This is a genomic window from Vreelandella neptunia (assembly GCF_034479615.1).
GTDB classification, from domain to species: Bacteria; Pseudomonadota; Gammaproteobacteria; order Pseudomonadales; family Halomonadaceae; genus Vreelandella; species Vreelandella neptunia.
Window position 1 is genome coordinate 1,859,958 of record NZ_CP140255.1, and the last position, 11,987, is coordinate 1,871,944.

At 55.3% G+C, this 11,987-nt stretch carries 17 protein-coding genes; 1 reads left to right on the forward strand and 16 read right to left on the reverse strand.

Annotation, left to right across the window (positions count from 1 at the left end; genetic code table 11):
- Positions 1–83 precede the first annotated feature (83 nt).
- From groL to SR894_RS08505, 3 genes are all read right to left on the reverse strand, one after another.
- A complete protein-coding gene (gene groL, locus SR894_RS08495; RefSeq protein ID WP_133730648.1) occupies positions 84–1,727 on the reverse strand; it encodes a chaperonin GroEL in 1,644 nt (547 codons plus the stop codon).
- A gap of 82 nt (positions 1,728–1,809) precedes the next feature.
- Positions 1,810–2,103: a co-chaperone GroES gene (locus SR894_RS08500; RefSeq protein ID WP_022523671.1), complete on the reverse strand. Its 294-nt coding sequence runs from the start codon at positions 2,101–2,103 to the stop codon at positions 1,810–1,812.
- Between the two features lie 234 nt (positions 2,104–2,337).
- The gene (locus SR894_RS08505; RefSeq protein ID WP_133730649.1) at positions 2,338–2,823 is read right to left on the reverse strand and encodes an FxsA family protein; all 486 of its coding nucleotides are present in this window, start codon (positions 2,821–2,823) and stop codon (positions 2,338–2,340) included.
- A 181-nt stretch (positions 2,824–3,004) separates the two neighbouring features.
- Here SR894_RS08505 and SR894_RS08510 point away from each other — a divergent pair, with 181 nt between their 5' ends.
- A complete protein-coding gene (locus SR894_RS08510) occupies positions 3,005–3,766 on the forward strand; it encodes an SDR family oxidoreductase (RefSeq protein WP_133730650.1) in 762 nt (253 codons plus the stop codon).
- Positions 3,767–3,876: 110 nt separating this feature from the next.
- Here the strand turns inward: SR894_RS08510 and SR894_RS08515 are convergent, their stop codons facing one another.
- From SR894_RS08515 to SR894_RS08575, 13 genes are all read right to left on the reverse strand, one after another.
- Entirely contained in the window at positions 3,877–4,863 is a 987-nt protein-coding gene (locus SR894_RS08515) for a hypothetical protein (protein ID WP_133730651.1), read from the reverse strand.
- Between the two features lie 51 nt (positions 4,864–4,914).
- Positions 4,915–5,559, reverse strand: a complete 645-nt coding sequence (locus SR894_RS08520; protein ID WP_133730652.1) for a hypothetical protein — start codon at positions 5,557–5,559, stop codon at positions 4,915–4,917.
- 430 nt (positions 5,560–5,989) lie between these two features.
- Positions 5,990–6,241 carry a hypothetical protein gene (locus SR894_RS08525; protein WP_223288850.1) on the reverse strand — a complete coding sequence of 84 codons (252 nt, stop codon included), beginning with the start codon at positions 6,239–6,241 and terminating at the stop codon, positions 5,990–5,992.
- A gap of 1 nt (position 6,242) precedes the next feature.
- Positions 6,243–6,755 carry a hypothetical protein gene (locus SR894_RS08530; protein ID WP_223288849.1) on the reverse strand — a complete coding sequence of 171 codons (513 nt, stop codon included), beginning with the start codon at positions 6,753–6,755 and terminating at the stop codon, positions 6,243–6,245.
- Complete coding sequence (locus tag SR894_RS08535; protein ID WP_223288848.1) at positions 6,752–7,330, reverse strand: hypothetical protein; 579 nt, start codon at positions 7,328–7,330, stop codon at positions 6,752–6,754. The genes SR894_RS08530 and SR894_RS08535 overlap by 4 nt, the downstream gene beginning before the upstream one ends.
- The gene (locus SR894_RS08540) at positions 7,330–9,009 is read right to left on the reverse strand and encodes a DNA cytosine methyltransferase (RefSeq protein ID WP_223288847.1); all 1,680 of its coding nucleotides are present in this window, start codon (positions 9,007–9,009) and stop codon (positions 7,330–7,332) included. The genes SR894_RS08535 and SR894_RS08540 overlap by 1 nt, the downstream gene beginning before the upstream one ends.
- Complete coding sequence (locus SR894_RS08545) at positions 9,006–9,299, reverse strand: hypothetical protein (RefSeq protein ID WP_223288846.1); 294 nt, start codon at positions 9,297–9,299, stop codon at positions 9,006–9,008. The genes SR894_RS08540 and SR894_RS08545 overlap by 4 nt, the downstream gene beginning before the upstream one ends.
- Entirely contained in the window at positions 9,296–9,901 is a 606-nt protein-coding gene (locus SR894_RS08550; protein WP_223288845.1) for a hypothetical protein, read from the reverse strand. The genes SR894_RS08545 and SR894_RS08550 overlap by 4 nt, the downstream gene beginning before the upstream one ends.
- The gene (locus tag SR894_RS08555; protein WP_223288844.1) at positions 9,898–10,134 is read right to left on the reverse strand and encodes a hypothetical protein; all 237 of its coding nucleotides are present in this window, start codon (positions 10,132–10,134) and stop codon (positions 9,898–9,900) included. The genes SR894_RS08550 and SR894_RS08555 overlap by 4 nt, the downstream gene beginning before the upstream one ends.
- Entirely contained in the window at positions 10,127–10,426 is a 300-nt protein-coding gene (locus SR894_RS08560) for a hypothetical protein (protein WP_223288843.1), read from the reverse strand. The genes SR894_RS08555 and SR894_RS08560 overlap by 8 nt, the downstream gene beginning before the upstream one ends.
- Complete coding sequence (locus SR894_RS08565) at positions 10,419–10,751, reverse strand: DUF4406 domain-containing protein (RefSeq protein ID WP_223288842.1); 333 nt, start codon at positions 10,749–10,751, stop codon at positions 10,419–10,421. The genes SR894_RS08560 and SR894_RS08565 overlap by 8 nt, the downstream gene beginning before the upstream one ends.
- Entirely contained in the window at positions 10,748–11,674 is a 927-nt protein-coding gene (locus SR894_RS08570; protein ID WP_223288841.1) for a recombination-associated protein RdgC, read from the reverse strand. Before SR894_RS08570 ends, SR894_RS08565 begins: the two co-directional genes overlap by 4 nt.
- 1 nt (position 11,675) lies before the next feature.
- On the reverse strand, positions 11,676–11,921 hold the full coding sequence (locus SR894_RS08575) for a hypothetical protein (protein ID WP_223288840.1): 246 nt from the start codon (positions 11,919–11,921) through the stop codon (positions 11,676–11,678).
- Between the last annotated feature and the right edge of the window lie 66 nt (positions 11,922–11,987).

Consider the following 11,987-nt stretch of genomic DNA (forward strand, 5'->3'; position numbering starts at 1 on the left):
AACCCCGCACGAAGCGGGGTCGTTGGTGACTGCTTTGCAGCTAGTAATAGCTGGCAGTCTTGAGCAGAGGGCTCAGGGTTGCATTACATCATGCCGCCCATACCACCCATTCCGCCCATGCCACCCATATCAGGTGCAGAGTCTTTCTCTTCCGGGTCTTCTGCGATCATGCACTCAGTGGTGATCATCAGGCCAGCAACAGAACCAGCGGACTGCAGTGCAGTACGGGTTACTTTAGCTGGATCCAGGACGCCCATTTCGAACAGGTCGCCGTACTCACCGGTTTGTGCGTTATAGCCGAAGTTTCCTTCGCCATCTTTCACGCGGTTGATAACCACAGCGGGCTCTTCACCAGCGTTGGAAACGATTTGACGCAGCGGTGACTGCATAGCGCGTAGCGCCATGTTGATACCGTGATTCTGGTCTTCGTTATCGCCAGTCAGGCCTTGTACTTTGGCCATTACGCGAACCAGTGCAGTACCGCCACCAGGCACCACGCCTTCTTCAACGGCTGCACGGGTAGAGTGCAGGGCGTCTTCAACGCGGGCTTTCTTCTCTTTCATTTCCACTTCGGTGGCAGCACCGACGCGGATAACGGCAACACCGCCTGCCAGTTTGGCAACGCGCTCTTGCAGCTTCTCTTTGTCGTAGTCAGAAGAGGTGTCTTCGATTTGCGCGCGGATCTGATTAACGCGTGCTTCGATATCGCCTTCTGCACCAGCGCCATCGATGATGGTGGTGTTCTCTTTCGACATGGTCATGCGCTTAGCTGTACCCAGGTGATCCAGGTTCGCTTGCTCAAGCGTCAGGCCGACTTCTTCAGAGATGACCGTGCCGTTAGTCAGGATAGCGATATCCTGTAGCATGGACTTACGACGGTCGCCGAAGCCAGGCGCTTTGGCAGCGGCTACTTTAACGATACCGCGCATGTTGTTAACAACCAGCGTTGCCAGGGCTTCGCCTTCGATATCTTCAGCGATGATGGCCAGCGGCTTGCCTTGCTTGGCAACGGCTTCTAGCACCGGCAGCAGCTCACGGATGTTGGAGATCTTTTTATCCACTAGCAGGATGTAGGGATCTTCCAGTTCAACCGTCATGGTGTCCTGGTTGGTAACGAAGTAGGGCGAGAGGTAGCCGCGGTCAAACTGCATACCTTCAACGACTTCCAGCTCGTCTTCAAAGCCACGGCCTTCATCAACGGTGATGACGCCTTCTTTGCCAACTTTTTCCATCGCTTCGGCGATGATTTCACCAATGCGCTTGTCGCCGTTTGCAGAGATAGTACCTACCTGAGCAATCGACTTGGTGTCGGTGCAAGGTACGGACATTGCCTTGATTTCTTTAACCGCTGCGTTGACCGCTTGGTCGATGCCGCGCTTCAGATCCATCGGGTTCATGCCCGCTGTCACGCCTTTCAAACCTTCAGCGATAATGGCCTGGGCCAGAACGGTAGCGGTAGTGGTGCCGTCACCAGCAGCGTCAGAGGTCTGTGAAGCGACTTCTTTAACCATCTGGGCGCCCATGTTCTCGAACTTGTCTTTCAGTTCGATCTCTTTGGCGACAGAAACACCGTCTTTAGTAACGGTGGGGGAGCCGAAAGATTTTTCCAGTACTACGTTACGGCCTTTCGGGCCGAGGGTAACTTTTACTGCGTTGGCCAGAACGTCAACACCGCGGGCCATACGTTTACGGGCATCATCTGAGAACTTAACTTGTTTCGCTGACATATCTGCTACTTCCTAAATTGAATGCAAAAACGTGAAGTAATGATTCGAGGCGCCCACTAAAAATTGTGAGCAACAACGATTGTTAGCCTTCAACAACGGCAAGAATATCGGCTTCGCTCATGATCAAGACTTCTTCGCCGTCGATTTTTTGCTTCTCAACGCCGTAGCCATCTTTAAAGATCACGTTATCGCCAACCTTGACGTCTAACGGGCGGACATCACCATTTTCCAGAATGCGACCATTACCGACGGCGAGGATTTCACCACGTGTCGGCTTTTCTTGTGCATTGCCCGGAAGCACGATGCCGCCAGCAGTTTTTTGCTCTTCTTCAACGCGACGGACGATGACACGATCGTGCAAAGGACGGATATTCATTCACGTTCTCCTGAGTATGGTTGAAGCCCTGGTGAGGGCGGTTAGCTTAAAAGTGTTCTCGAGGGAGTAACCCGCGAGAAGTGAAGACCTCACGGTCTTCCTTGTTAATGGCAGCTACCGTCTAGATCGCTGCCGAATTTGTGTGCTGGATGAAAAATGGGGGCTGCGGGTAGCCTTTCAAGGGGGGGAGGAATAAAAAATTGCTTTTCCGCTAAAATTCTTCCGAAGGAAACCTCAACGACGGCGCGGGGGCTCATCTCGACTAATAAAATCACCCTCAATAGGGCCATCCTGTTGTGAAGACTGCCTGTTTTGATATTCATTCGGCCGAGCTGATGAGGCGCTGGGGCCTTGCTGTTGTCCGGCAACCTTTTTAAGCCCCAGCCAGGTCAGTGCCTTGAACATCAGCTGCCGAGCGCTGGGGATCAAGCATGCCAAGCCTAGTGCATCAGACAAAAAGCCTGGGGCCATTAATAAGGCACCGCCGAAGATAAGTGCAGCGCCAGTTAATAGCTCGCTGGAGGGGATTTCACCGGCCTGCATGCGCTGGCGCGCCCGCGCAAAAGTGGATACACCCTCTTTGCGAATCAAGTGTAGCCCGGCAAAACCTGTGCCGAGCACTAAAAGTAGGGTAGTGAGTAGGCCGATCTGGCTACCAATCGAGAACAGAACCACAAAATCCAGTAGAGTGAAGAGCGATATAAAAATAAGAATAGGCATAATTAACTCCAGAAAAAGCGACTCGATGACAATCGTAATTGCGTAATATGGTGACATAAATATAAATAGCAAGCAGCTAACATGGCGTATTCCAGCGGTGATGTAGCTCGATTTATGTCAATAAATCTTCTATGCTGCAATGCACAATGAAGCTGGGTTAATCTGTTGTGAGGAGTCACGAATGGTACTGACCGATAAAGTAATTGCAGTCACGGGTGGGGCGCGAGGGTTGGGTTATGCCATGGCGCTGCGTTTAGGCCAGCAAGGCGCACGCATGGCGCTCTTGGATATGAGCGCTGAAGCGCTTGATCAGGCCGTATCACGGCTTTCCGCTGAAGGTGTCGATGCCCAGGCGTTTGTGGTGAATGTCGCCGAAGAAGCCTCCGTGACTCAGGCGTTTGCCGATATCGCGCAACACATGGGCCCGATTAGTGCTTGTGTTAATAATGCGGGTATTACCCAGGATGCGCTGCTGGTAAAGGCCAAAGAGGGGCAGGTGGAAAAGCGCATGTCTTTAGAGGCTTGGCAAAACGTTATCAATGTCAATTTAACCGGTGTTTTCTTATGTGGTCGCGAAGCCGCCACCCAGATGATCGAAGCCGGCCATGAAGGCGTAATCGTCAATATCTCCAGCATTTCCCGGGCGGGCAATATGGGACAAAGCAACTACGCTGCCGCAAAAGCGGGCGTGCATGCGCTGACAGTCACTTGGAGTCAGGAGTTGGCGCGCTATGGCATTCGTACCGGCACCGTAGCGCCTGGTTTTGTGGCTACCGAAATGACCGCTGCAATGCGCCCTGATATGTTGGAGCGTATCTCGTCAAGCGTGCCGTTAAAGCGTTTGGGAGAGCCCGATAATATTGCCCAAAGCGTCGCCTTTATTATGGAGAACGACTACTTCACGGGGCGCATCATTGAGTGTGACGGCGGTTTGCGGCTGTAGTTATTTGCCGTGGTACTACAAAGGTGTATTGCACAAAGGTGTATTGCATAGGCGGGCGGCTCAAAAGGCCGCCCGCGGTGCGTTTCTAGTTGGGCTCGTGTACTTAAAGCTTAAAAATAGTCGCGGTTAATTTTGCGCTGAAAATACATCTCAAGGCGCAGAGTCATCGCCCAGCGTGGGTCGTAGCTAACATCGCGCTGGAAATGTAGCTCCGGAATCACATCGGCGAATAAAATACCTTTATGAAGATCGCGGCGGTAGCGCGTCTGAAGATAGTAATTGGTCATGCGAGGATTGGACGCGCTTTCGCCGATGGCGATAGCCGAGTAGCGCAGTGCACTGCGGCGGTTGATGCGGTGATTGATTTCGGCAATTTCACTGTACTCGAGTTTATCTTCTTCCTCGCGCCACTGCACGGTAGTGATAAAGCGTAAGTGGCGGCTTTCGCTCAACGGTCGGCCGATATCCCAACGTGTGCGCGCTGAGTAGCCTTCATTGTTGAACCATGAAACGCGGTTATTCGACTCCAACTGCCATGGCCCTTCACCCAGTTGCCACAGCCGCTCGCTGGTAAAGCGCACGTAGGGGTCAAGAGGGAGACGCAGGCGAACACCTGCACCGATTCGATTACTCCAGTTTTCGCGTTTATCGCGGCTTTCTAGCCAATCCAGGCCGAGCGTAGAGCTGCGACGGTCACGCTGGTCGTTGGCAAGGCGTCCAGAGCCTTGCTCTTCTAGGGTGCCTTGCGACTCTTCCGGGTCACTCTCGATGACCAGTCGCAGGCGATCTTCTGAGGTAGGTAGGTCAATACGGTAGCGAAGGGTCGTATCGCCGCTAGTGCCGTCGCCCTCCATCCAATCAATCTCTTGACCGAAACGTAGATAGGATTCGTTGTTGACCTGCATATGGTCGTCAGTGCCAAAGAACCCATCAATGCGGCGCGACGTGTTATCTACCCAGTTGCCTACGCTTTCACGAAACGGCTCAATGCGCTCTTCCGCCCACTCGGGTAAATCACTATCTTCCTCTTCGGCATAGACGTCGGTCGACACTATAGTAATTATGCCAAGCCAGCAGAGAGTCAAAAGTTTATGCATCGTCGTTAGTCTCGGTAATGGGGCGCGTCGCGGCTTTGCAATAGCGTTGATTCAGCGTGCTTTATGGGTCTCGATCTCTTTTGCCCACTCCAGCACACGCTTACGTTGGCCACGGCTGTTGAGTCGATCTGTATCGACGCTTGCCGGGATAAGCTGGTGATTGGGTGAAGCGTTTAGATCGAGGTTAAAGGTTCGCGAGGCGCCTGTCGGCATATCCTCGGATCCATATATGGCAATGACGCGAATTTCAAGCTGGATATTCTTCTCATGCAGTAGATTATCATCGATTTCCCAATAATCTTTAACCTGATTCACAATGTCGCCAAACGATTGAATGTTCAGGTAATCCCCGGAAGCTAGCGGGCCTTGGTGGGTGCGATAGCTGGTTGCTTGTTGCTCACCCGTCTGTTGCTCACCCCTGTGTTGCTGGTATTCCACCACGTCCAGAGAGTAACTGCCTTTTTGGGTATACAGTACCGCTACAAGGTGCTGAACATAAATAGCTTCGCTGCTCATATTGCTGATTAAACAGATGGAGTCCACGCCGATACCCTTGCCGCGATTAATAATGACGCGGGGGCGACGCTGCCGGACATAGCCGTTATAGAGCAGCTGGGCATAAAATACCCACACGAAGAGTGTGCAAATGCTCGCTACAGCCGAGATTGCTTGGGCGTTATCGTTGAGCCATTCCATTTTGTGAGATCCTTCTCATCTTTATTAGCAATCATCCCCGAATATGGCATTGAGTGATAGCTATCGAGGGAAATTTTTTTAGTGCTCTTGAACATAGAGACTAGCGGAAAAGCAGAGGCGAGTCAGCCAAATCGGCTGTTGCTAGGAGTAAATCCCAGATATGCAAAAAATGGCATTTAGCCATTCATTATTTTCAAACGATGAAGAAGGGATTTACATATGACGATGTTCAAAAAGCCATCCATACGTCGCTTATATAAAATAATATGGAAACTGTTTGATTTTGATACAGGAGAGGAAATGCTAACTGCTTGAAGACTAACAAGTAATTGGTGCGGATGGGGCGCATAGAACTAACTATATAAATCAATACCATACGACCCAAAACCGCACTAGGCATACACACAGGCATACATGCCTAGGCTTGCTGTCACGCTTCCTCGTTCCCGCTTTCGTTCCTCTCCATCAGAGTCTGGCTGTAACGGTAAATATCTGCAAGTCGGAACAGCACGCGCGCGCTTCGTTCACTGCCTTGCTTGAATCCACTTGGGCAATCGGCATCGTCTTTTCGCATCCGGTCAAACTCTTTTGGGCTGCGTCCGAGGATGCGCGCCGCTTCTTGACGGCTAATTTGGATGTACTCAGGATCCAGCCATTGATCAATTTTCTGTGCGTTACCCATGTTAATCTCCTGTGTGTCTCTGGCCACCAGGGCCGTGGCCTTTACCCCTGCGCCATTCCTGTTCCTGGCGCGCCGTGCTTTCATCTATTGCATGCTGGCGCTGCTGCTCGATGAGCGCTTGCACCGCGGGGTTTTGAGCGATGCGCCGTAGGTTGCGCAGTTCATGCTCTTGGCGCGTGATGATCGTGGTGGCCACGGTAGCGAGCTCCCACATTTCGGTAGCCGCTTCGCCAGTATCCAGCACTTTGCCCAGGCCGTAGCAGTGGCCGCAGGGCTTATCTTTATTGCGCTTGATGTGGTCGTGACCGGTGCCCATGCATACCGTGCAATCGTCTGGCTTGATCTCGCGGTAGTTGGTTAGCCAGTCCTGCTGAGTTGTGGCGCTTTGAATGCCCTTATTCAGGTCTTCGTAGATCACCAGCCACTGACCAACGAGGGGGCCAGCGCCTTCATGCTGCTGCAGCTCGGCATATTTCCCACCGCCTTCACGGTGGGTGTGGGTCGGTTGGGTCATTGGTGGCCCTCGGGTTTGTTGCGCTCAATCCAATGCTTAGCCATGGTCAACGGCATTACCTTTTGGGTGCGATAGGATTTCGTCAAAGCCTCCCAAACCTCCCGGGCAAAATCTTTCACTGCCACTTCCTGCTTTATGCTGTCGCGGCGAGCTAGGTTAGTAGCTGGCGCTGATTGGAGGGCGCCGCTTAACGTATCCCAGGCCTCGCCCATTTCCTCTGAATCCTGCTCGCATTCGTCAAGATCAAGAACAAGTGAAGTGATTCGCTGAACATGTTCTGCCAGCGCGTCGCGCTCTTCGATTAACTCTTTAACCAGAACCGGCTCAATCCCTACTATGTCATTGCCCAACGCCTGCTGAATCTCGCCTAACGTTTCACAGGCAGCGACAAACATTCGCTTATGCCCGGCCAAATCTTCGACCAGGGCGTTAACGCCTTCATGCGCTGCGCCAATGTCCTCGCCGTTACCTGTCATTTCAGCGATGGCCGCCAGGTGGTTGCGGTATTCGTCTCGCTCCGCTTTTACCGCTTCCAGCTCTTTTAGCGCGTCGGTGTACTGTTGATCCATAGACATTACGCGACCTCGCTTAGCGGCATGTACCGCTGTTCGTGTGTGAAGTTGGCTTCTACGATTGCCCGGGCAAGGGGTGGGCATACGCTGTTACCGATCAGACGGACTTGCTTGTGCTTCGCCAGCGGCTTGCCGTCGATGTGTGCGAACTGGTAGCTGGCAGGGAAGCCCTGCGCCATGGCCAGCTCGTGTGGCTGCAGCATGCGCATACCAATATCCACGATGGCGTATTGCTCGCCGTCGATCATGACTGTCACGAGCTGGAATCGGTCTTTCGTGGTGACTGTGGGCGCAGGCTCGCGCAGGTCGCGCCCAGTCTCGCCGGATCCACTGCCGTAGTAGGGCGCCAGGAATGCCGCGGTCAGATAAGCGTGTGTGGTGCTTGCGCAAATGGTGTTGAGCGGTGCCCGCGCATCAATAGCACTACGCTGGCTGCCTTTCATATTGATCATGAAGGCGCTGACCAGAGCGTTATGGTCGGTAGTGGTGACCGTTGGCATGGGTGCGCGCAGATCCGCACCAACCACGCCGGTGTAGTGCTTGGCGAGGAACGCGGCGACCAGGGCGTGCTTCTGGCCACCGGCAACCACTGTGCCAAGCGGGCGTTGCAGGTCAAGCGCTCGCGGCTCCTGGCCGGGAATCAGAACTGGATCCTCTACAGCGCCGCACTTCAGACATCCGCATGTCGGCAGGTCGCCGCGGTCATAAGTGAAGCCGCAGGGTACGCATCGCCAGCGAGCGGGACGCTCACCATAGCCGGTCTGGATCAGCGTGGGCGTCACCAGCGCATAGCCAGGTGAGGTGGTGATCGTTTGCAGCGGCTGCAGTAACGACTGGCCACGGAAGGGCGTGTAGTAGCTGGCCGTGTGGGCAAGATCCACGATGAACGGCTGCTGGTGGTCGATCACGTAGCGCTTCACACCCTTGGCGATCCGGTTTAGCGTGGCAGTGGCCAGCGGCTTTTTACGGTCGAAAATCGAGGGGCAGGGCAGCGACCAATCAATACATTCAGCGGCGCTGCGCCATGGCTTGAGCTTGCCGCGCTGAACGGCGGGCGTTTTCGGGTCGGCGTGCGTGGGCTTCGGCCAAGTGATCGGCAGGCCATCACGGCGCGCAATCAAGAACAGCCGCTTTCGGATGGTTGGCGCGCCATAGTCGCAAGCGCGCAAAAGTCGCCAGTCTACCTGGTAGCCGTGGCGCTTGAGACAGCTCACGAATCCACGAAAGGTCTGCCCTTTGCGTGCCGGGTCGGGGCGAATCTTGCCGTCTGCGCCTTTAATTAGCGGGCCCCAGTCTTGGAACTCCTCGACGTTCTCCAGCACGATTACCCTGGGCTTAACCTTCGCCGCCCAACGGGCAGCTACCCATGCCAGCCCGCGCACGCTTTTCGATACCGGGCGCCCGCCCTTGGCTTTGCTGTGGTGGCGGCAGTCAGGGCTAAACCATGCCAGCCCTACAGGCATGCCGTTGGTGGCTTGCTCGGGGTCTACGTCCCATACGTCCGCTACTGAATGCTCGCTGCCTGGGTGGTTGGCGGTGTGCACGGCGATGGCGGTGGCATCGTGGTTGATGGCCAGGTCAACCGAGCGGCCTAGTGCTTGCTCGATACCTTCGCTTGCACCGCCCCCGCCGGCGAAGTTATCAACGACGAGCTCATGGCCGAATAGGTTTAGGTTGCTCATAACGCCATGCCCTCCTGAATCGCTACCCGCGGCTCTGGCCGATTGATAACGTCAAAGCACTCGATGTGCGGATCTGGCGCGTGGGCGTTGCAAATCTGGGTAGCAAACACCTGCACACCATGGCGATCGCAACGACCGTAGGGGGTGCGGCTTGGCTTTTGCTGTAATGAAGAGCGCTGAAACGGGCAGTGCTTGTCGTCATCAAAGCCAAGGTGCTGGTATTGCTGGCAGCTCACGCAGGCTTTGGGCGAATACATGAAGGGCTCTGTGGCTGGGTGTGGATTGCTCATTGGCCTGCCTCCTTAATCGATGCCGCATAGGCAATCCATGCCTCTTTGTCACACTCGGCAGTGGAGACAGTGTCGGCGCCTATTACCCAGCGTGCTGACCGTTGGGTGCCCGGCGCCTTGACAAGCACGGCATCCCGCCGCTCGCTGTCTTGGTAATAACCAAACACTTCAGCGCCGGGGAATTTAGCTTTAGCCGTATCCAATGCGGCTATCTCGGCATCCTGCTTTTGCTGGCGCTCTGTAACTTCACTGTCGTGACAAGCCTGGTTGCAATAGATCCAATCCGCTATCACCACTGGCAATACATCGCTTTCCGGATCTTCGATTAAATCCTGACTAATCTCCTGACAGCAGTGTCCACACGATAAGCGCCATCCCTGCTCAACCATGGCCATGGGAGGGATCAGGCCAGTGCTTGCGTATTGGTCAGCCCAGTGAGCGCGGCGACAAAACTCGATGGATTCCCACTCAACACCTAGTTCACCAGCACCGCGGCGGCGGGCCGATGCTCCATTAGTGTCGAAGACGATTACGCAAGTGGCCTCATAGTCCTCTTGTACGTGATATGCCTTTACTTGGGTCGGTTGGCTTAGGTTGCTCACTGGCAGCCCTCCTTGAACTTATCCAGCGCGCCTTTGGAGTGCGCCCACTTTTGATGGGCGTGCAGGTGGCGCTGGCTGTTGATCAACTCCAGCTTGGCAACCAGGGCATTGCTTAGGCGTAGCTGCTCAACGATCTGCAGCATGCTCGGCCAGCTGAGGGTGACGCCGCCATCGTTATGGCGTTTGCGGCATAGCTCCAGGAGCTTTTCGGGGTCGATGGATGGGTTAGACATGCTGGTCACCTCCGATCATTTTCCCGGCGTCGGCAATATGGTTCAGCGGGCGCGCTAGCGGTGAGCGTTTGGCCTGCTCGATGTAGCTGGCGCGGGCCTCTTGCTCTTGGCGTTCGCGAACGGCGTCGCTGACGCTTCCGCGCTTTTGGTGGGCAATGAGATCCATGCCTCGCTTGCCCGCTAGGTGGCGGCTGTAAACGGTGCCCTTGGGCAGCTGGTAGCGTTGAGCAAGCCTGTTTAGCTCGATCTGCTCGCCCGTGTGTGGGTCGGTTGTCATGATGGGGTCATGCATGAATCACCTCCTGTAACTCGGTGCGGTGCAGGTCAGCAACGTCCACCACCGTCATGCCGACGCGATGCGCTACGTGCAGCTCAAGGTGCGCGCCTTTCGAGGCTTGCCAGCCGGGTAGAAGGGCGATGGTGTCGCAGGTCAGCATCTGCTGCAGATCCTGCTTTAAATACTCTTCCCAGCTGAGGTCTTCGCTCTCGCTTTGCTTTTCAGCAGGGTTCACCACCTCATAGCCCAACGCCCTAAGCTGGTGCGCGGTTAAGTGGAAGGCGCCAAAGTTGAGACCTGGTAGCCCCGTCATGGGGCCGCTGATGTAGATGCGTTTCATGCAGTCGGCTCCCGTTGGGTTTCACCGCCTAGCCATTCCACTAGCCGCTCAACGTTCGTGCGAAGGCTGCCCGCCATTAAGATGAAGTCGGTTTCAAGGCGGGCTAGGGCGTCGTCGCCATCGTCGGCGTGGTCGGCTTCCTCAATGAGGGCGTCACCAAAGCGGATCGACTTGAGCGCTAGATCGTCATGCAGGATGAACGACAGCTGGCCCTCGATACTTAGCGCTAGCTTCCTTGCTTGGCGCCCGCTTTCGAGCAGCTGCTGCATTTCGTCGCTGTCGAGATCCACCTGGCGTGCGCGTACCACGCCGTCATCGCCTTTAGCTTTAAGCTCTACGTTATCGCCTAGCTGCAGGTCAGTAGGGCGGCTGGCGGTATCGTCTAGCCAGGTGGTCATGGCGCGGATGGGCAGCGTCTGAGTTGATAGTGACGTGACCTTGAGACTGCCCAGCGTTTCGCGTAGCAGGTCGAGTACGTCCTCGGCGCGTGACCGGCTGCTGGTGTTGACGCCGATCAGCTGGCGCTCGGTGTCCCACCACAGGTCTATCTTTTGGCTGCGCACGAAGGCGCGGGGAAGCAAATTCTCGGTGACCTGTTCTTTGAGTGCCGTTTTCTCTTTGCGTGTGACCTTGCGGCCCTCGCTGGCTTCGATCTCGGCGACTTGCTCGTCCACTTCCTCTTTCACTACGGAAGCGGGGAGCAAGCGCTCTTGGCGTAGGGCGCTGATCAAGCGGTGCCCTTGGATCTCGTGAAGTAGGTGACCGCCACCCAGACGACCCGCTGGCGCTGCCCAGCCAATGCGGCGTGCGTCAGAATTACCTAAGGGCTTGGCGCGATGTTCATCAAGCACCACTGCCATTTGCTCAGGGCTTAGCAGCTGCTGCTCGTGGATGCGGTAGAGGTGTAGGTGTTTGAACCACATGTTAGGCGTCCTCGTTTTCTACTGGGTGGCCAGCACATGAGCCGTCTGGCTTACGTTTGTTACAGTTGCTGTCGCAAACCAGAAACTCCCGGCCTTCGGCACGCATTTGGCGAAGCTCAGCGCGGGCACCGTCAACGCCCTTGGGGTGGGTGACTATCTCGCCTAGGCGCTTATCCCCGTATCGCAGCAGCGTCTTGATCGGCATATGGATGTGCCAGCTGGTGGGCGTCTTGGAAGGGCTGCTCATTTAGCTATCCTTTTGCTTGTTCTGGTCAGTGCCCTTAGCTGGCGCTGGCTTAAAGATTCGGTCGAA

Coding starts and splice junctions, on each gene's coding strand:
- SR894_RS08515 (WP_133730651.1), bottom strand. CDS start 4,863: ATGCATAAACTTTTGACTCTCTGCTGGCTTGGCATAATTACTATAGTG.
- SR894_RS08500 (WP_022523671.1), bottom strand. CDS start 2,103: ATGAATATCCGTCCTTTGCACGATCGTGTCATCGTCCGTCGCGTTGAA.
- SR894_RS08505 (WP_133730649.1), bottom strand. CDS start 2,823: ATGCCTATTCTTATTTTTATATCGCTCTTCACTCTACTGGATTTTGTG.
- groL (WP_133730648.1), bottom strand. CDS start 1,727: ATGTCAGCGAAACAAGTTAAGTTCTCAGATGATGCCCGTAAACGTATG.
- SR894_RS08570 (WP_223288841.1), bottom strand. CDS start 11,674: ATGTGGTTCAAACACCTACACCTCTACCGCATCCACGAGCAGCAGCTG.
- SR894_RS08565 (WP_223288842.1), bottom strand. CDS start 10,751: ATGAAACGCATCTACATCAGCGGCCCCATGACGGGGCTACCAGGTCTC.
- SR894_RS08545 (WP_223288846.1), bottom strand. CDS start 9,299: ATGAGCAATCCACACCCAGCCACAGAGCCCTTCATGTATTCGCCCAAA.
- SR894_RS08530 (WP_223288849.1), bottom strand. CDS start 6,755: ATGACCCAACCGACCCACACCCACCGTGAAGGCGGTGGGAAATATGCC.
- SR894_RS08560 (WP_223288843.1), bottom strand. CDS start 10,426: ATGCATGACCCCATCATGACAACCGACCCACACACGGGCGAGCAGATC.
- SR894_RS08510 (WP_133730650.1), top strand. CDS start 3,005: ATGGTACTGACCGATAAAGTAATTGCAGTCACGGGTGGGGCGCGAGGG.
- SR894_RS08555 (WP_223288844.1), bottom strand. CDS start 10,134: ATGTCTAACCCATCCATCGACCCCGAAAAGCTCCTGGAGCTATGCCGC.
- SR894_RS08540 (WP_223288847.1), bottom strand. CDS start 9,009: ATGAGCAACCTAAACCTATTCGGCCATGAGCTCGTCGTTGATAACTTC.
- SR894_RS08520 (WP_133730652.1), bottom strand. CDS start 5,559: ATGGAATGGCTCAACGATAACGCCCAAGCAATCTCGGCTGTAGCGAGC.
- SR894_RS08535 (WP_223288848.1), bottom strand. CDS start 7,330: ATGTCTATGGATCAACAGTACACCGACGCGCTAAAAGAGCTGGAAGCG.
- SR894_RS08525 (WP_223288850.1), bottom strand. CDS start 6,241: ATGGGTAACGCACAGAAAATTGATCAATGGCTGGATCCTGAGTACATC.
- SR894_RS08575 (WP_223288840.1), bottom strand. CDS start 11,921: ATGAGCAGCCCTTCCAAGACGCCCACCAGCTGGCACATCCATATGCCG.